Source organism: Archangium lansingense, from assembly GCF_026626635.1.
GTDB classification, from domain to species: Bacteria; Myxococcota; Myxococcia; order Myxococcales; family Myxococcaceae; genus Archangium; species Archangium lansingense.
Genome location: NZ_JAPNKA010000001.1, coordinates 11,505,478 through 11,523,119, shown reverse-complemented (window position 1 = coordinate 11,523,119; position 17,642 = coordinate 11,505,478). Strand labels below are relative to the sequence as shown.

General features: G+C 66.9%; 14 protein-coding genes. 5 read left to right on the top strand and 9 right to left on the bottom strand.

The window, feature by feature from the left end:
• Positions 1 to 32: 32 nt before the first annotated feature.
• Positions 33 to 662, bottom strand: coding sequence for a VOC family protein (locus OV287_RS46060; protein ID WP_267540422.1), 630 nt, complete (start codon positions 660 to 662; stop codon positions 33 to 35).
• A 157-nt stretch (positions 663 to 819) separates the two neighbouring features.
• Here OV287_RS46060 and OV287_RS46055 point away from each other — a divergent pair, with 157 nt between their 5' ends.
• Together OV287_RS46055 and OV287_RS46050 are read left to right on the top strand one after the other, a co-directional pair.
• Positions 820 to 1,170: a hypothetical protein gene (locus tag OV287_RS46055; RefSeq protein WP_267540421.1), complete on the top strand. Its 351-nt coding sequence runs from the start codon at positions 820 to 822 to the stop codon at positions 1,168 to 1,170.
• A 35-nt stretch (positions 1,171 to 1,205) separates the two neighbouring features.
• Positions 1,206 to 1,964 (top strand): sterol desaturase family protein, encoded by a 759-nt coding sequence (locus tag OV287_RS46050; protein WP_267540420.1) that lies wholly within the window; start codon positions 1,206 to 1,208, stop codon positions 1,962 to 1,964.
• Here OV287_RS46050 and OV287_RS46045 read toward each other — a convergent pair.
• Genes OV287_RS46045 through OV287_RS46035 form a run of 3 tightly spaced genes read right to left on the bottom strand, consistent with a single transcriptional unit; the run spans position 1,904 to position 5,232 of the window.
• Positions 1,904 to 3,061: a class-II aminoacyl-tRNA synthetase family protein gene (locus tag OV287_RS46045; protein WP_267540419.1), complete on the bottom strand. Its 1,158-nt coding sequence runs from the start codon at positions 3,059 to 3,061 to the stop codon at positions 1,904 to 1,906. The two genes, OV287_RS46050 and OV287_RS46045, sit on opposite strands and share 61 nt — an antisense overlap.
• A 55-nt stretch (positions 3,062 to 3,116) precedes the next feature.
• Entirely contained in the window at positions 3,117 to 4,136 is a 1,020-nt protein-coding gene (locus OV287_RS46040) for a hypothetical protein (RefSeq protein ID WP_267540418.1), read from the bottom strand.
• Positions 4,137 to 4,161: 25 nt separating this feature from the next.
• A complete protein-coding gene (locus OV287_RS46035; protein ID WP_267540417.1) occupies positions 4,162 to 5,232 on the bottom strand; it encodes a ketopantoate reductase family protein in 1,071 nt (356 codons plus the stop codon).
• Between the two features lie 202 nt (positions 5,233 to 5,434).
• Here OV287_RS46035 and OV287_RS46030 point away from each other — a divergent pair, with 202 nt between their 5' ends.
• Positions 5,435 to 6,508, top strand: a complete 1,074-nt coding sequence (locus OV287_RS46030; RefSeq protein ID WP_267540416.1) for a 3-deoxy-7-phosphoheptulonate synthase — start codon at positions 5,435 to 5,437, stop codon at positions 6,506 to 6,508.
• 103 nt (positions 6,509 to 6,611) lie between these two features.
• On the opposite strand, the gene OV287_RS46025 is transcribed toward OV287_RS46030, so the two are convergent.
• From OV287_RS46025 to OV287_RS46005, 5 genes are all read right to left on the bottom strand, one after another.
• A complete protein-coding gene (locus OV287_RS46025; protein WP_267540415.1) occupies positions 6,612 to 7,580 on the bottom strand; it encodes an alpha/beta hydrolase in 969 nt (322 codons plus the stop codon).
• Between the two features lie 106 nt (positions 7,581 to 7,686).
• Entirely contained in the window at positions 7,687 to 8,760 is a 1,074-nt protein-coding gene (locus OV287_RS46020) for a radical SAM protein (RefSeq protein WP_267540414.1), read from the bottom strand.
• 839 nt (positions 8,761 to 9,599) lie between these two features.
• Positions 9,600 to 10,301: a YoaK family protein gene (locus OV287_RS46015; RefSeq protein ID WP_267540413.1), complete on the bottom strand. Its 702-nt coding sequence runs from the start codon at positions 10,299 to 10,301 to the stop codon at positions 9,600 to 9,602.
• A 67-nt stretch (positions 10,302 to 10,368) separates the two neighbouring features.
• On the bottom strand, positions 10,369 to 12,216 hold the full coding sequence (locus tag OV287_RS46010) for an amidohydrolase (protein WP_267540412.1): 1,848 nt from the start codon (positions 12,214 to 12,216) through the stop codon (positions 10,369 to 10,371).
• A gap of 76 nt (positions 12,217 to 12,292) precedes the next feature.
• Entirely contained in the window at positions 12,293 to 12,964 is a 672-nt protein-coding gene (locus OV287_RS46005; protein WP_267540411.1) for a hydrolase, read from the bottom strand.
• 1,274 nt (positions 12,965 to 14,238) lie between these two features.
• On the opposite strand from OV287_RS46005, the gene OV287_RS46000 reads away from it, so the two are divergent.
• Both OV287_RS46000 and OV287_RS45995 read left to right on the top strand, forming a co-directional pair.
• Positions 14,239 to 16,341, top strand: a complete 2,103-nt coding sequence (locus OV287_RS46000) for a TonB-dependent receptor plug domain-containing protein (protein ID WP_267540410.1) — start codon at positions 14,239 to 14,241, stop codon at positions 16,339 to 16,341.
• Between the two features lie 13 nt (positions 16,342 to 16,354).
• The gene (locus tag OV287_RS45995; protein ID WP_267540409.1) at positions 16,355 to 17,608 is read left to right on the top strand and encodes an ABC transporter substrate-binding protein; all 1,254 of its coding nucleotides are present in this window, start codon (positions 16,355 to 16,357) and stop codon (positions 17,606 to 17,608) included.
• The last annotated feature ends 34 nt before the right edge of the window (positions 17,609 to 17,642 follow it).

Genomic DNA, 17,642 nt, shown 5'->3' with positions numbered 1-17,642 from the left:
GGGAGAGGGTCTCGAGGCCTCTGGGGGGCGCTTCAGGCCGTCGGAGTCGACGAAGCCTCGGGAGCGGGAGGCGCCGGAGGCGGGGCGCTCATGGCGGCCGCGGCGCGGCGGGCCATCTCCTTCGGGGTGAGGTCCTCCTTGTGGGTGGCGATCTGCCACTGGTGGCCGAAGGGATCGACGACGACGCCGTAGCGATCGCCCCAGAACATGTCGGCGATGGGCATCGCGACCTTCGCGCCCGCGGCCAGCGCCTGCTTGTACAGCGCGTCCGCGTCACGCGTGTAGATGAGCAGGCTTGACGAGGTGCCGCCGACGCTCAGAGGCGAGCGGGAGCCCATGTTGGGGAACTCGTCCGAGTACATCACGATGGAGTCGCCGATCCGGAACTCTCCGTGGAGGATCTGCCCGTCCGGCGTCGTCATCGCCTTGCCGACTTCCTTCGCGCCGAAGGCCTTCTTGTAGAACTCGACGGCCTCCTTCGCGCCCTTCACCACGATGCTCGGCGTGAGGATGTGGTAGCCCTTCGGAATCGGCTGCGCCTTCGCGCGAGCCTTCTTCGCGGTCGCCTTCTTGGCCGCCATCTTGGTGGACACCTTCTTGGCCACCTTCTTGGCCGCTGTCCGAATCTTCTCCGCTGCTTTCTTGGCCTTCTTCATCGCCATGGTTCACCCCTTGGGGACTTCATGCCGCCGCAATGGGCCGGTGGCGGAAACCATGGAACGAAATCCGGGCTCCCTTCAATGAGAACCTCGCAAGGCTTGTACGTCGCGGCCCGCATGCGTTGACCTCAGACAGTGCGGCGGGAGAGCATCTCCCCCCATGGACACCCCTTCTCCGGCGCGGTCCCATCCCGTGGTGCTCAAGGTTCTCTCGGTGACGGTGGCGCTCGGCTTCCTCGGCACGGTCATGTGCACCGCGGGCGGCAGTGGCCCTGGCGCCCCTCAGCCCGTAGCCGCCCGCCCCCCTGCGAGCGACGGTGGTTCCGCCGATTCGGGCACCGCGGCGGTGAACACGAAGGACGGGAAGGCGCCCAAGCCGGAGCGGTTCTTCCCGGCGACCAAGTCGGGCGCGCTCGAGGTGCTCGACGAAGCGCCTCCCCCCGAGCAGCAGGAGGCCCCGCAGCGGGAAGCCCCTCAGCAGGATGCCTCTCAGCAGGGTGTGCCGAGGTAGCGCCCCGGATGCTCTCCGTCCTATGGGGGACCGCCGTGGCGTTCGCGCTCCTGGCCGCGGTGTTCTGGCCGCTGGAGCGCCTCTTTTCCGCTCGTGCTGGCCAGCCATGGCTCCGTCCCGCCTGGTGGACGGACGTACTCTTCTTTTTCGGGCAGTACCTCGTCTGGAGCGGGGCGGCGCTCTTCGTGCTCGAGCAGGTGCGGCTGGCCGTCGGACTGGTCATGCCCGTGGCCGTGCGCGAGGGGTTCTCCGCCCAGCCGTTCTGGCTCCAGGCCCTGGAGGTCATCGCGCTCGGGGACCTCGCGGTGTACGGGTTCCACCGGGCCTGCCATTCGGTGCCGTGGCTGTGGCGCTTTCACGCGGTGCATCACAGCGCCGAGCACCTCGACTGGCTCGCCGCGCACCGGGAGCACCCCGTGGACGGCCTCCTCACGCAGTTGAGCGTCAACCTGCCGGCCATCCTGCTCGGCTTTTCGCTGGGGCAGGTCGCATGGCTCATCGCCTTGCGCGGCATGTGGGCCATCTTCATTCACTCCAATGTGCGCCTGTCTCTGGGACCCCTGCGCGTCCTGCTCGGCGCGCCCGAGCTTCACCACTGGCACCACCTGGCGACCGAGCGCGCGCAGAACTTCGCCAACCTCGCGCCGTGGACGGACCTCCTCTTTGGCACGTACCACCGGCCGGAGGGCGGGGAGGACTGGCCACTCGGCCTCACCCAGCCCTTCCCACGCAGCTATTGGGGCATGCTCCTCGCGCCGTTCCGGAGAGGAGAGGCAGGGCGGAACACGTGGTAGAGGAACTCGGTCCCCAGGGCGCCGGTCAGCAGCCGCTCCTTGCGGTCATTGAGGAGTGACTGCATCCAGGTCGTGAAGCCACCATCACCCACGGGCAACTCTCGGCCATCGGGGTGGCGCAGTATGACGTGGACGGTGGGCCCTTCGTAGTAGTTGACGCCGTGGAGTCGGGCGAAGTCGAAGCGCCCCTCCATGCCGGGGAAGCGCGCCGCTAGCGGCTCCAGCACCCCGGTGCGCAGGCGCTCCATCCGCTCACCGAGGCGGCGCAAATCGCCGTCCAACACCTTCAGCGGCTCGGTCACCGGGCCGGGGAGGCTCAGCCCGCGGCGCTTCAGCTCCTCGTCGAACTTCATGGGGCTGACGTGCCCGCGCAGGGACTCCAGCGGCACGCCCGCCGACTCCAGCAGTGCGCGCATGACGCGGGTGTCACTCAGCTCGATGCGCACGTTGGGGATGTTCCAGCCCGCGGCGCGCAGGGACTCCACCAGGGTGAGCCAGACGGAGAGCTGCTCCCGCAGGGCCTCCTGCTCGAAGCGCTCGTCCCCGGTGTCGCGGCCCGCCGTCACCAGCGCGAAGAGGCGGAAGTGGCGCGAGAAGCCCGGGTCATCGAACGGCTGCATGCGAATGAGTCGCTGGCTGGCCGCCAGACGCACCACTCCGGCTCGGCCGTCCCGCTTGCGTCGGCGCGCGCACTCCAGCGCCATGGCGATGGTGGGATCCGCCAGCACTTCGGTGCCTCGGGTGGCCGTCAGCACGTTGTTCTGGTCGATGCCGGTCAGCGCGTTCACACCAAAGGGTGCCACCGGAGAGAGCTCCACCGCGTCGAAGCCCTCCGCCGCGGCGAAGGCGTGCGCGTCCAGCTGTGTCATGACGCGGGCGTCCACGATGTCGGCCCGCACCAGGCCGTTGCGTTCGACGAGGCGGAGGGCGTCCACCCAGGTCACCGAGCGGCTGCGCTCGCGCATCACGTGCAGCAGCAGGGAGGCCAGCTCGGAGCCGGGCAGCTCATCGACGAGGAGCCGGGTGAGCTCCTCGCTGCCCGCGCGCCGTGCGATGGCTTCAGCGATCTGCCGCGTGGACGGACGGTCTTTTCCCATGCCCACACCCTAATTCGCGCGGTGTCGGGCTGTCACATCCCCAGGCACGTCTGGCTCAGCGTGCCGTCCACTCGAGCCGCAGCCTCTTCCCTCCCGGTGTCAGCAGCGCGAGCGACTGGCCCTCCGTGAGGGCCCGCAGCAGGGCCGTCCAGGACGCGTGGGTGAGCATCCACGCGAAACCGTCTTCCACGAGCATCTCCTGGTCCGCCTTCTGTCCGGGGAGGAACGCGAGGAAACATCCGCCGATCCGTTCACCCCTGCTGCCCGGGGGCGTGATGGCGCCGGGCGTGCGTTGGCCTGGCTCCCATACGAGCCACGCGTCCGCGGTCGGGTCGAAGCCCGTGAGCAATCCGAATCCCTCTGTTTCCACGCCCGGCGCCGCTTCGACAAGCTGGCGGAAGTTCTTCTCGGCGCCCGGCTCGATACGCAGGACGAGCTCTCCATCGAGCTGAAGGACACGTGCGCTCCTATCGCGTACGTGTGCCATCTTGGAGAGGATGCTCGCCTCCCGCATCGCATTGGCCGGCAGCTCGGGGCGCTCGGGCTCGGACCACGGCGGGTAGGGATAGTGGGAGTACGCCTTCCCGAGCGCGGCCATCAACCGCATCGCTCCGTTCTCTTCGACCAGCGTCAGCTCGGCGTCCGTGACGAGGATGGCGGCGAGCGCGCCTGCTGGTACCGGTACGCCGGCCAGGGGCGACGCGGGCAGGTAGAGCAGGTGCCGCCCGAGGAACTTTCGCTGTCCGAAGCGCGTCACCCCGCCCTCATTCACCGTCCGCCCCTGGCTGGCGAACTGCTGGATGGTGGCGAAGAGTTGGAACACCTGGTGGGCGGAGGAGGACGGTTCCAGGCCCGGGCCCTCGCTCAGCGTGAGCACCAGCTCCTTCTGCCCATGTGTGGCCAGTCCCTCGGTCACATAGGACCAGCACGTGAGCCCCCCTTCAGGCCGTTCGATGACGTGACGGAAGACGGAGACCACGAGCCCGGGCGCTACCTCGACCCGCTGCGACGCGGCCGGCGCAGGCGCACGGGCGGGGCTGAACCACCGATTCTTCAATGATTCCCAATGCGACATGGCGGGTCTGCTCCTTGGAGTTGCGTCAGTGGCCCTGCGGCCGTGTCTGCTCGTAGATGCGGCGGAGCGTCTCCACGCCAGGCGTCAGTTCGCGCCGGGACATGGCGTGGACGGCCTGGAGCAGGTGCTCGTTCACTGGCACCGGAATGCCATGGGCCTTCCCGCGCTGGACCACCTCGCCGTTGAGGAAGTCCACAGGCGGCTCGCGCCCCCGCTCGATCGCCGCCAGCATGGACGAGCGCAGCCGCCGGTACCTCGCACCGATGGCCAGGAGCATCGCGTGCCGGCCCACGAGCGAGAGGGAGCCCCGTGAATGCTGCTCGGACTCCTTCAGCGTGAGCCACTCCAGGTCCACCGTGGAGGCCACCTTCTCCAGCTTCACGTTCTCGGCCTGGGCCACGCGGAAGACCTCGGTGAACACCTCCATCGCGAGCCTCCGGATGAAGCGGTGCCTGAGCAGCGGTCCTACCCTGCTTCCTCCCACGGTGCCCAGGGTGGAGATGGCGCAGTTGATTGCCAGCTTGCTCCAGCGCGCGCCGCGCAGGTTCTCGGTGAAGGCCACCTGGCTCACCGCGCTCAGCAGCTCGGCCAGCCGGGTCAGTCGCGGATCCTGCTTGCTGGAGAGCGCGCCCAGCGCGAAGCCCCCCGAGGAGGTCCGCTCATAGATGCCGGTCTCCGGGGAGGACGCTCCCCAGGCCACGATGGCGCCGAGCACCTTGTCCTCGCCCACCACCCGGGCCACCAGCTCCTCGCACAGCCCGTTTTGGAGCACCACCATGGCTCCCCCGGGGGCCAGGAGGTGGGCTGTGTCCCGGGCCGCTGCCTCTACCCCGTTCGGTGGCGTGGCGAGCAGGATGAAGTCGTAGGCCCCCTCAGGGGGCGGCTGGACGAAGACCTCCAGCTCTCCGCGGACCGTGCGCTCGCCCTTCTCGTCGCGCAGCACCGGGCCACGCGTCCGAAGCACCTGGGCGATCTCCTCCCGGCGTGCCACCGCGGCCACCCTCCAGCCGCCCTCCAGCAAGCGGGACAGGATGACGCCGCCGATTCCACCACAGCCGACAACGAGGACTCGGGGAGCTGTCTGTGCAGGGTCCATTCCGCCGTTGCCTACCACGAGCCGCCTCCGGATACGTGGGCGCTTCGGCGGGAAGGGGAGGGAGGTGGCGAGGGTTGTTCCCCGTCCGCTCACGTCGCCGGGGAGCGGGCTCTATTAGACGAGGAGTCCGTCACCCTCCCGGGTTAATATCCGGGAATTCCGTGGCCCCACCCCCCCCGCACAACCTCCACGGCGCTCGCCCATGACCGCTCGCACTGAAAACCTGAATGTTGTTGGCATCGATCAGATGCCCTCTCCCGCCGAGATCAAGACGCGAGTGCCGCTGTCCGAGCGTGCAGCCGAGACCGTGCTCGCTGGCCGGCGCGCGTTGATGGACATCCTGGATCGCAAGGACCCGCGCATGTTCGTCATCGTGGGCCCGTGCTCCATTCACGATCCCATGGCGGGGGTGGACTACGCGCGCCGGTTGCGTCAGCTCGCCGACAAGGTGAAGGACACCTTCCACGTGGTGATGCGGGTGTATTTCGAGAAGCCGCGCACCTCCACCGGCTGGAAGGGCTTCATCAACGACCCGCGGATGGATGACTCCTTCCGGATCGAAGAAGGCATGGAGCGGGGCCGCCGCTTCCTGCTGGACGTGGCCGAGCTTGGCCTGCCGGCGGCGACCGAGGCGCTCGATCCGATCGCTCCGCAGTACTACGGCGATTTGATCTCCTGGACCGCGATTGGCGCGCGCACCGCGGAGTCCCAGACGCACCGCGAGATGGCCTCGGGTCTCTCGACGCCAGTGGGATTCAAGAACAGCACCGACGGTTCCCTGGACGCGGGGGTCAACGGCGTCCTCTCCGCCTCGCGCCCGCATAGCTTCCTGGGGCTCAACGAGCGCGGTGAGTCGGCCATCATCCGGACTCGCGGCAACGGCTACGGCCACCTGGTGCTGCGGGGCGGTGGTGGACGGCCCAACTACGACACGGTGTCCGTCTCGCTCGCCGAGCAGGCGCTCGCCAAGGCGAAGCTGCCGGGCAACATCGTGGTCGATTGCTCGCACTCCAACTCGTGGAAGAAGCCGGAGCTGCAGCCGCTGGTGCTGCGCGACGTGATGCATCAGGTCCGCGAGGGCAACCGCTCGGTGGTCGGCGTGATGATCGAGAGCTTCCTCGAAGCCGGTACCCAGCCCATCCCCGCGGACCTCTCACAGCTGCGCTACGGCTGCTCGGTGACGGACGCCTGCGTGAGCTGGGACACCACCGAGGAGATGCTGCTGAAGGCCCACGAGGTGCTGCGCGGCGCGCTGCCGAGTCGCCGCGCGGCGTGAGCCAGTCACCTCTTGATGGGGTGAGTGCGTGGCGTTGATGCTCAGCGTCCGCCACGCTTGCGCGTGGGATGCCTCAACAGGCCTTCTATTCGCCCTATGCGTCTCACCGTGTCAGCAGGCGCTCGAGCCACGCTTCCCTTGCGGCAATGCAGGAGCGCGCGAGCTCGGAGTTCGGAGCGATGGCGTAGAAGCCGTGGAAGGCACCTCCCCACACGTGGAGCTCCGCGTCGCCGCCGGCTGCCCAGATGGCGCTCGCGTACGCGACCGCCTCGTCACGAAACACCTCGGCGGCCCCTGCGTCGATGAACGTTGGCGGCAGGCCACCCAGCTCCGTGGCTCGAGCGGGCGCCGCGTAGATGGAGACATCGTCGGTCCCTCGGCGATCACCGAGTACCGCCGTCCACGCCGTCAAGTTGCTTGTCCGATCCCAGACCCCCACCCCATCGTATTGGTAGGACGAGATCGTCTCGTTGCGGTCATCGAGCATCGGGCACTGAAGGATCTGGCCGATGAGCTTCGGCCCCTTGCGATCTCGCGCCAGGAGGGTGGTTCCTGCGGACAGCCCACCTCCACCACTCCCCCCGAAGATCACCAGACGCTCGGGATCGAAGCGGAGCTCCTCGGCATGCGAGTCCATCCACTGGAGCCCGGCGTAGCAGTCCTCGACCGGGATGGGATCCGGCGACTCCGGCGCGAGTCGGTATTCGACCGTGACGCACACGGCGTCGTGTTTCATCGCCCAGTCGACCAGGACAGACGCCTCGGCGAACCGATTGGCCATGACCATCCCGCCTCCATGGATGTGGTAGATGCCGGGACCCGGCTTCACGTGGTCCTTTCGAGAGATCACCGACACCTGGAGCTCGAACCCGCCATACCCCGGGATCGTGTAGTCCACGCATTGCACGGGACGGTCGCCGATCTGCTCGGCGAGTGAGGGCATCGGCATCTTGCGGAACTCGTTGATCCGGTCGGTCGTCATGTTGACCGGCACGTAGCCCTCCAGGCGAGGCAGGAGCTCGGCGAGCTTCGGATCGAACGGCGGGCGCTGGAGCTTCGACTTGTCTTGCATGGACTTCACCTCTGGGTGTTCGAACATCGATGGATGAGACAGCGGCTCTTCGTTGCAGCAGCTGGAGCCCCCTCGTGGGCAGCCGCGGAGTCCACGGGGGCTGACGTCACCTGGCGGTCGTGGGCGCGGACAGGGCCGTACGCGCATGGAGCTGGCCGCATGCGGCATCGATGGACGAACCGAATTGCTGTCTGCGCGTCGCGTGAACCCCGCTGGCCTGGAGCTGCGCCACGAACCCGGTCACGTGCTCCAACGTCGGCGCTCGGTAGGAGGGAGCCGCGCCGAAGGCGTCGTTGTATCGAATGACGCTGACGTGAAAGAGCTCCGGACGTGAGCGAGCCTCGACAAGCCGGGCGAGCGCCTTCAGGTGGTCGACGGAGTCGTTGACGCCTGCGATGAGCAGGTACGCCAGATAGATTTTTCGACGCACGTCGACCACGTGCTTGTCGAGTATCGAGAGGTTCTCCTCCAGGGAGTAGCGGCGTTCGAGCGGAATGAGCTCCGCGCGCTGCGCTGCGAATGGCGAGTGGACAGACAGGGTGATCGTGACCTGGGGATGCTCGCGCGTGAGCCGCTCCAGGTTGGGTGCGACCCCCACGGTCGAGACAGTGATGCGTCTCGGTGAAAGACCGCCGAACCCCTCGCTCGTGAGCACCTGCAGCGCGGTGAAGACACTCGGGTTCGCCAATGCCTCACCCATGCCCATGAAGGCGACGCTATCGGGCACCGTCGACGCCTCCGTCCTCCAGCGCCGGTGAACGACCTGTGCGCAGATCTCGTCGGAGCTCAGATTCCGCACGAAGCCCATGGCGCCCGTGGCGCAGAAGGTGCAGCCGAGCCCGCATCCCGCCTGGGAGGACACACAGACCGACGACCACCCGGCGCGATAACGCGAGTGCACCGTCTCGAGTCGCGCACCTGCTTGCGTTTCGAACAGGACCTTCTCGACCTGCTCCTCGGATTGCACAGACATGATCCTGAGGGGCAGGATCGTCCGGCCGAAGTGTGCGCTCAGGTCCTGCCGCAGGGGCTCGGGCAGCTCTCGCACCTCGTCGAAGCTCTCGGCTCCCTGTTGCAAGGCGAGGACGAGCTGGCGGAACCGGTACGAGGGGACGCCTGTCCTCGCCAGGTGCTCATGGATGTTTGCCAGGATCGTCCCGGACGGCGGGCTCGGCAGCACATTGACGCGTGAGGCAGGGTGCTTGGCATTTCGATGTGCTCTTGAACTCGATTGACTCGGCATCGATGGATTCCTCTGGGTGGAGGTCGTGGACTCGAGCGCGCCGTCGCCAGACAGAGGGCGTGCGGAGTCGGCGCGATCGCAGCGAGGCCCCCGAGCAGAAGGCAGCAACGGACGTGGCCGATGCACGCATCCCCGAAGGAACGGGGTGCTCGAGGTTGAAGACAGACGGATGGCGTCAGAGGCTCGTCGTGGACGACTGGACGAAGGCCTCCGCCTCCCCGACACGTTCGACTCCGGGTCGAGGGCAGGCCGGGCTGGATCGCCCCGACCGCGGGTTCAGCCCGCTCGCACGAACCCGGAGCGCGTGATCACGCGGGAGGTCCAGCGCCTCGCGGACGCACGCGCGAAGGACGCCTGCTCGGCGAGCAAAACCCAAGGCCCAGGGTGTGGGAGGACAGCGACGACATGCGGGAACTCCGGAATCCGGTTCCGAGCGCGAAAGTGGAGCACGCGGAAAGAAGGAACTGCTCAGGGCCGAGGATTCAGGAGTTCAGGCGCAATGGTCCTCCAAGGAGGAAATCGACTGCGCCATCGTAAGAACGAGACGCAGAGCGCGCAAGGGATCTTTCAATTTGGCTTGTCGCGGTCGAGGGCTCGCAGTTCTGCCGCTGCCCTGGAGCGTCCGAACCGCTTGCCCTTGCCGCCCAGCCACGCGCACAGCTCGTCCCTCATCTCACCGCCACTCTGGTAGCGCTCGTCCGGGTTGCCGCGCAGGGCTGAGGAAGGGAGGGTCCTGCGAATCCCCTCCGATACGCTTTCGGCGACATTTGACCCGCTCAGCCGATCGGCTGCGTCGATGCCGGATGCAGCGCGCAGACGGCCGTCCCGGCCAGCACGAGGAACCCGGCCAGAATCAGCGGGGCGACCAGCCCGACATGGAATACCAGCGCGGCGCCGAGCGACGCGCCCGCGAAGATCGCAATGACACTGCCCAGCCGGCGTGCCCAGTTGAGATTGGTCCCGCCCGCCAGCGTCGAATCCGCCGCAAGGCCCGTCAGGGTCAGCGTGAGGACGGTGGTGGTGACCTCGGGGATCTTGAGCTGGCGAATCGTGGCATTGCGGAAGCCCATGGCGAGCGCCGTCAGCGTGATGATCGCGTAGAGGGCGGCGCTGGGCGACTGCGACGCGATGTCGAACCCGGTGGCGATGATGGCCGCGAGCCAGAGCGCCAGGGTCTCAATCATCGCCGCGAGCAGCAGCCAGCGCCGCAGCGGCTTGCCGCGCTGCGCCCTCCCGGTTTGCCCGGCGATCAATGCGCCGATCAGGAAGAACAGCATCGCGGCGAGATAGGGCGGGAAGTGGAAGCCCGGCGTTCCGACGACCGCGAAGCCCAGGAACACGACATTGCCGGTCATGTTAGCGGTGAAGACCTTGCCGAGCCCGAGCACGCTGATTGCGTCGACCAGGCCGGTCGTCACCGACAGCAGCAGGGCCAGCCACGTCAGCGGCGGCGCGGAGGTGCGAGCGGGCGGGGTCATGTCCAGTGCCTCTCGGAAACGCAAACGGCTCTCGAGACTGCTCGACCGCTACAGCGCATGTGGCCTCTCACACAGCCCAGCAGCCGCAGCCGAGCGCACCCCAGAAGCTCTGGAGGTCGGCGGCCGGAACACGGGCCCCCAGGGCAGCGGCATGATCATGGCCATGGAGCGTGCATGCGCTCTGACAGCCGCAGACCGAGGCCCGCTTCGTGTGGGCCTGGGGCGCCCGCCAATAGCCCCCGAAGCTCGTGACCGGCGACCAGTCGGGCATTGGCTTGGGCAGCGGCGGCGCGAGCTTCGCATCATCGCCCTCCGCGAAGACGACCTTCCCACCGAGAATGGTCAGCACCGAGCGCAGCGTCGCGATCTTGTCCTCGGGCACCGAGAAGTAGTCGTCGGACAGCAGCGCCAGGTCCGCGAGCTGGCCGGCTTTGATCTGGCCCTTCTTGCCCTGCTCGTTCGAGAACCAGGTGTTGGCCTCGGTCCACAGGCGCAGCGCGGTCTCACGGTCGAGCCGGTTGGCTACGGGGGAGAGGCGCAGACCACCCACCGTCTTCGAGGTGACGAGCCAGGAGAGCGATACCCAGGGATTGTAGCTCGCGACACGGGTCGCGTCGGTGCCCGCGCCGACCGGCAGGCCGGCCGCCAGCATCCGCTGGATCGGCGGGGTCACCTCGGCGGCCCTGGCGCCATAGCGCTCGACGAAATATTCGCCCTGATAGGCCATGCGATGCTGGACGGCGATGCCGCCGCCGAGCGCTGCGATCCGGTCGATATTGCGCTCGCTGATCGTCTCGGCATGGTCGAAGAACCAGTGGAGGCCGGCGAGCGGGATGTCGCGGTTGACCTTCTCGAAGACATCGAGCGCGCGTCCGATCGTCTGGTCGTAGGTGGCATGGAGCCGCCAGGGCCAGCGTCGCTCGGCCAGCAGTCGGACGACGGGCTCGAGCTCGGCCTCCATGCTGGGCGGCATGTCGGGCCGGGCGACCCGGAAGTCCTCGAAGTCGGCCGCCGAATAGACGAGCATCTCGCCCGCGCCGTTATGACGATAGGTGTCGTCGCCGTCGCCGGGCTTCACCTTCGTTGACCAGGTCGTGAAGTCCTTGAGCTCGTCCTTCGGCTTCTGCGTGAACAGGTTGTAGGCGATGCGCAGGGTCAGCTCGCCGTCCCGGTGAAGCTTCTCGATGATCTGATAATCCTCGGGGTAGTTCTGAAAGCCGCCGCCCGCGTCGATCACGCTGGTGACGCCAAGGCTGTTCAGCTCGCGCATGAAGTGCCGGGTCGAGTTGAGCTGATACTCGGGCGGAAGCTTGGGGCCCTTGGCGAGCGTCGCATAGAGGATCATCGCGTTCGGCTGGGCGAGCAACAGGCCAGTGGGGTTGCCCGCACCATCTCGAACGATCTCGCCGCCGGGAGGGTTGGGCGTATCCTTGGTATAGCCCACGGCGCGCAGCGCCGCGGCGTTGAGCAGGGCGCGGTCATAGAGGTGCAGGATGAACACCGGCGTCTCGGGCGCGGCGGCGTTGAGTTCCTCGAGCGTCGGCAGGCGCTTCTCGGCGAACTGATGCTCGGTGAAGCCGCCCACGACGCGCACCCATTGCGGAGGCGGGGTGTTCTCGGCCTGCCTCTTGAGCATGGCCATCGCGTCGGCCAGCGTCGGCACGCCGTCCCAGCGCAGCTCCATATTGTAGTTGAGCCCGCCACGGATGACGTGGAGGTGGCTGTCGATCAGCCCGGGGATCAGCCGGCGTCCCTTGGCGTCGATCACGATCGCCCGCGGGCCGGCCGCGGCTCGAGCCGTCGCCTCGTCTCCCACCACCAGGAATTTGTCGTCGCGGATCGCGACTGCCTCGGCCGTGGGATTGGCGCGATCGAGCGTTGTGATCTTCGCATTGATGATCAGGGTGTCAGGCATGGCGGGCTTCCTCTGAAGTGACGCAGGCCGGCCGCCGGAGCTCGGGCGGGAGCGCGGGCGGCCTGCGGAGCAGCGGTCAGGACGCCTTGGGGTGGCCACCTTCCGAGGCACCGAACATCGTCTTGGCGTAGATGATGCCCAGGCCGTAGGCGCCGCCATACTTCTTGGCGATGCCGGTGGTCAGGTCATAGGTCTCGGCGCGCGCCCAGTCGCGCTGCAGCTCGAGCATGTACTGGAGCGAGGTCATGGGCCGGACACCCGCCTGGAGCATCCGCTCCATCGCGCGCGCATGCGCCTCGGCCGAGACGTCGCCGCAGGCATCGGCGATCACATAGACCTCATAGCCCTGATCGAGCGCCGACAGGGTCGGGCCGACGATGCAGACCGACGTCCACAGGCCCGCGAATACCAGCCGGTCCTTGCCGATCGCGTTGACGCGCTTGATCACATTGGCGTCCTCCCAGGTGTTCATCGAGGTGCGATCGGTGACCTCGGCGCGAGGGAAGGCCTCGGTGATCTCGGAGAAGATCGGGCCCGAGAAGCTCTTCTCGGCGACCGTCGTCAGGATGGTCGAGACCCCAAAGCCAGCGGCGGCATGCGCCACGAGAGCGGTGTTGGTGCGCAGCTCGGTGGCAGAGATCGAGTGGGTCGCGAACGCCATCTGCGACTGATGATCGATCAGGATCAGCGTATGGTCCTTGGGGGAGAGCAGGCTCTTGGCGGGCGTCGGTTTGGCGGTGATTGGCATTGTCTTCGGTCTTCTTCGATGTGGACTGACGAGGGTTCTTGCAGGGGGGCCTCTGCCGCACTCCAAGACGTCTCGCTTAAATAAAGCCGAACCAGACGCCCCGCCAGGGGGGGCACCTCTCAGGGCTCTACTGGCGTCATGCACCGCACTCATCCTCCTCGGAGCGTCCGATGAGCGTCTCCCCCATGTGCCTTGCCCGCGGGCCATGCCGTCGCCTGTGCCGGCTGCTCACCCTCCTCGCCGCCTCGCTGGTGACGCTCCCCGCGCTGGCACAGACCTCTCCCCGACATTGTCCTGGGTGAGGTGCTGGCCAAGTACATTCCATGGAATGGACCGACTCCGATCGTTGCCTTTCGTGTTGGTGTGCATCGCCTCGACGGCCTTCACCACGTCCTGCGCTAGCTTGAAGGCCCAAGCCAACGAGTGTGACCCGGGCCCTGGTGGATCGCCAGCGCAGCTCAAGACTCTCATTGCGTCCACAGAAGGCCCGAGGATCGACGCCCCGCTATTCTGCGGCAAGAAGGACACTGACTCGAGCGCCTACATCCGCGTGCATGGGCGAGGTGGCGGACGGCGAATTGTCCTGGGGCGTTCGACTCCGTCTGGCTGGGGCGAGCCCGAGTGTGTCCCTACAGCCGACGATGGCCCAGAGGTATGCCCCGAGGTGGGCGCTACGCTGGTTGGGTTGATGGTTGCAGCGGAACTGAAGAAGCAGGGGATTCTCGTGATTGGTATTGGGATGGGTGTTTGCGGTGACCTCAGGGACGATTACGAGTCGCTTCGGATGTCAGTGAAAGTCGCCCACTGGAAGGATGTCGACGCAGCCATCGCCACCGTGGATCGGGTGCTTCAAAAGCTGGGTATTGGCCACCACTTTACGGAGCAACCCCATGGGGGCCCCCAACCCTGGCCGCCCACGCATGAGGAGAGAGGCAGGGAGTTGGGGCGTGTTGAGAGCGGCTGCGGTTCGAGTTGCTGCTCATGACTCCGGCCCCGGGACGTTCGAGGCGAGGCTCTCGGTCGGGTGTCCGAAGTACGGGAGTGAACGACGCCGTCCTCCGACCCGGGGGCTGATTGCTGTTCCCGTGAAGCCGCCACACCGTTCCGTTCGTGTGCGGTCAACCTCGGCCATCACTCATTGCCAGCTGCTGGGGTGTCTGCGGGCCTCCGTAGCGGGGGCAGAGGCCCCCCATCCGAGTGGGTCGAAGGCGGTGGGCGGAAGGCGTGACGAGTCTCTCCGTCCGTCGTGGGGGGGTTGGAGCATGAGCTGCTTCATGAAGAGGTGGGCACGGAGCCGCCGCGTCAGAAGCTCCCGGTTCCAATCCGTCCTTCCCCTGCTCGCGGTGGCCTTGGGAATGGTGGCGGCTCCAGGAGCGGCGGAGGAGCCTTCAGAGGCGGAGAAGAAGCCCATTGACATAGAGGAGTTGTCCCTCGAGGACTTGATGAACCTCGAGGTGGAGACGCCGACGAAGAAGCCGACCACCGTGCGCGAGGTGCCGTCCATCGTGTCGGTCATCACCCGCGAGGACATCCGCAGCTGGGGATTCAACTCGGTGGGCGAGGCGCTCACGATGGTGCCGGGCATCTATTGCATCGACGACTATCTGACCGCCGACTGTGGGGTACGGGGCATCACCGGGGGGCAGCGCGGGTACAGCAAGATTCTCAAGGTGATGATTGACGGGCAGCAGGTGTCATTCCGCTCCGACACCACCAATCTCCTGGGGCCGCAGCTGATTCCCATCGAACTGGTGGAGCGCATCGAGGTGGTGCGGGGTCCGGTGTCCGCGCTCTATGGCGCCAACGCCTTTTTCGGCGTGGTGAACATCATCAGCCGCCAGAGCCGAACAGAGACCACGGGTGGCGCGCGGGTGAGAGTGAACGACGACCTGGGAGTAGGACTGAGCGGCGCCTTCATCGGTGGAGGAGAGTGGTGGAGCGCGACCCTGGGCGCCTCCGGCCTGTACAGCGACTACAACGGAAGAAGACTTCCGCGCTCGTCGCCCAGGTTCGAAACCTTCCAGTCCGCGGACAACCTCGAATCGCGCAAGGCGATCACCCGGGATGTCAGCGCGTACGGCAATGTCCGGCTGCGCAAGGGGAGGGTGGAGGGCGAGCTGTCGGGGCGCTATGGCGAGCTCGATTCGATTGCCGAGTTCCTGGACTTTGGCACGCTCACCCATGAGAACCGCGTCGCGCTGCGCACCGTCGATGCACGGGCCAGGGCCAACGTGACCCCCGTGGAGCGGCTTTCGCTGACCGGGAGCCTCGCCTTCGCCAGTGGTGGCCCCAGCAAGGACGAGCGGCTGAGCACCGGCGCGCCCCAGACGTTTCCGCGCAGGAAGTTCGGCTACGACGCCTGGGACGCGGTGCTCGAAGGGCGGTGGCGCATCTTCACGGACGACTCGCTGACCCTGGGCGTGGACTGGACCCGGGACAATGAAGATTTGATCGAGATCTTCACCGTCGACCGAGAGACCGGGCAGGAGACGCGCACGAGCGCCGAAGCAGGGCACAAGCTCTTCATCAACACCGGAGTCTATGCGCAGGGGATCGTTCATCCCCTGGACGTGCTGGGAGTGACGGCCAACATCCGCTATGACCAACACAACATCTACGGAGGGTCCACCAACTACCGGCTGGGCGCGGTCTGGACACCGAGCGAGCGGATGACCGCCAAGTTGTTGTATGGAACCTCGTTCAAGGCCCCAGCGGCACTGCAGCTCTATTCCCAACCGCTCTTCCCGGGAGAAGTGATTGGCAACCCGGACCTGCGTCCCGAGACGGCCCGCCTGCTCGAGGCGGAGGTGCATTGGCGACCGGTTTCGGAGCTGGCCTTCACGGTGGACGCGTTCCTCGGCAGGGTCAGCGACAAGGTGGAGCTCGTGCCGACGGGCGCCAATCTCCAGGCCAGGAACATCGCACACCAGGATGGCATGGGCCTGGAGGCCGAGGCGAAGTGGTTTCGCGGCCGGCACATCCTGAGCGCGAACGCCGCGTATCAGCACACCGACACGGTGGTCTCCGACGTCTTTCTCGGTGAGGTTTCCAATCCCTCGGAGCGCTTTCCACGGCTGTCCGCGCAACTTCGCTGGCAGTACCGGCACCTGGTCTGGGGAAACCTGGCGACCGCGCTGCGCTTCGCCTCACAGCGCCGCGCCTCTGTTTCCAACATCCGAGACAACCTCCTGCTCCCCTACGAGCTGCCCGCGTACGTGTCGCTCGATCTCGCCTATTACAAGTCGTGGGGGCCACACACGCTGCAGCTCAGGCTCGACAACCTGCTGGATACCCGAAGCGCCGAGCCTGGGTTCGGAGGGGTCGATCTACCGGCCTGGGGTCGACATGCCATCATCAGCTATAGCTTCGAGCTGTAGAAAGGTCTCAGGGATGCGGCTGGCATCAGTGGTTGCTCTGCTCTTCCTCGGGTGCGACCTTTCGGTGGCCCCCCCACCCCCCCCGCCCGATCCAAATACGATACACCTCGGGTTCCTGGCGCCCTTCAGCGGTCCGTCGGCGTTCATTGGCCTCGGGGCCGAAAAGTCGGCACGACTGGCGCTCAAGGAGATCAACGAGGCCGGAGGGGTCAACGGCAAGAAGCTGGACCTCATCCTGCGCGACACCAGGACGGGGTTGCCCGAGAGCCCGAGCATCTCGGTTGCCGCCGTGAACGAGCTCGCCGATGCCGGCGTCGTGGCCATCATCGGTCCGGATGCCAGCGCCAATGTCGTCGCGGTCAAGGATACCGTCGTGGCGCGTGGCGTCCCTCTCATTGCCACGGGGGCCACCTCCCCAGCCATCACCGGTCTTGCCGACAACGACTTGATCTGGCGTACGCCCCCCTCGGATGCTGTACAGGGCCTCGTGCTGGCCAATCTCATCCGGAGGGATGGCATGGATGGACTCGCCATCATCCACCGTGACGATCCCTATGGCAACGGCCTGGCCTCCGTGCTCCGGACCGGCTTCGAGCAAACGGGAGGGCAGGTTCTGGCCTACGTTTCCTATCCGGTGGGGAAGTTCGAAGGATTCGAGCAAGAGGTGGAACAACTCCTGGCCAGTGGTTCCCCGCCAGCCATTGCCATCATCGGATTCGGGCAGGACACGGCCGGTATCCTCAGGGCGCTTCAGGTTCGCAATCCCGTACCCAGGCCCGCGCTCTACGGCGGCGATGCCAACAGCGGTCAACTCCTCATTGATAACACGCCGCCCGAAATCCTCGTCGGGATGCGGAGCACCGCTCCCAGCTTTCCCCTCGACAGCCCCAACTACGTCAAATTCGCCGAATCCTACCGCCGCACGGTGGGCGAGGAGCCAGAGTATGAGTTTGTTTACGACGCTGTCTATCTGGCGGCGCTCGCCATGGTCCAGGGGCGCGAGAACAGCGCAGCCGCCGTTCGCGCGCATCTGCGCGACGTGTCACGACCCGACTCGGCGACGCCTGTGATGGTGGGGGTCGGCGCCGACGAATTCATGCGGGCCGCGCAGAACGCCGGCGCCGACCTGGACTTCCAAGGCGCCAGTGGCGACATTGACTTCGACATGGCGGGTGACGTCACTCATGCCACCTACGTCGTCCGGGAGATGGTCGCTACGCCAGAGGGGCTTCAGTCCATGGTGCTCGAACGCGTCTCATTCCCCTGAGCCCCCTGGCCCCCGTCGCGTATAGGCGGGATAG

Excerpts from the sequence above, each read along its gene's own strand:
- OV287_RS45995 (WP_267540409.1), top strand. The coding sequence starts at position 16,355 with ATGCGGCTGGCATCAGTGGTTGCTCTGCTCTTCCTCGGGTGCGACCTT.
- OV287_RS46015 (WP_267540413.1), bottom strand. The coding sequence starts at position 10,301 with ATGACCCCGCCCGCTCGCACCTCCGCGCCGCCGCTGACGTGGCTGGCC.
- OV287_RS46000 (WP_267540410.1), top strand. The coding sequence starts at position 14,239 with ATGAAGAGGTGGGCACGGAGCCGCCGCGTCAGAAGCTCCCGGTTCCAA.
- OV287_RS46025 (WP_267540415.1), bottom strand. The coding sequence starts at position 7,580 with ATGCAAGACAAGTCGAAGCTCCAGCGCCCGCCGTTCGATCCGAAGCTC.
- OV287_RS46030 (WP_267540416.1), top strand. The coding sequence starts at position 5,435 with ATGACCGCTCGCACTGAAAACCTGAATGTTGTTGGCATCGATCAGATG.
- OV287_RS46060 (WP_267540422.1), bottom strand. The coding sequence starts at position 662 with ATGGCGATGAAGAAGGCCAAGAAAGCAGCGGAGAAGATTCGGACAGCG.
- OV287_RS46045 (WP_267540419.1), bottom strand. The coding sequence starts at position 3,061 with ATGGGAAAAGACCGTCCGTCCACGCGGCAGATCGCTGAAGCCATCGCA.
- OV287_RS46055 (WP_267540421.1), top strand. The coding sequence starts at position 820 with ATGGACACCCCTTCTCCGGCGCGGTCCCATCCCGTGGTGCTCAAGGTT.
- OV287_RS46035 (WP_267540417.1), bottom strand. The coding sequence starts at position 5,232 with ATGGACCCTGCACAGACAGCTCCCCGAGTCCTCGTTGTCGGCTGTGGT.
- OV287_RS46010 (WP_267540412.1), bottom strand. The coding sequence starts at position 12,216 with ATGCCTGACACCCTGATCATCAATGCGAAGATCACAACGCTCGATCGC.
- OV287_RS46005 (WP_267540411.1), bottom strand. The coding sequence starts at position 12,964 with ATGCCAATCACCGCCAAACCGACGCCCGCCAAGAGCCTGCTCTCCCCC.
- OV287_RS46040 (WP_267540418.1), bottom strand. The coding sequence starts at position 4,136 with ATGTCGCATTGGGAATCATTGAAGAATCGGTGGTTCAGCCCCGCCCGT.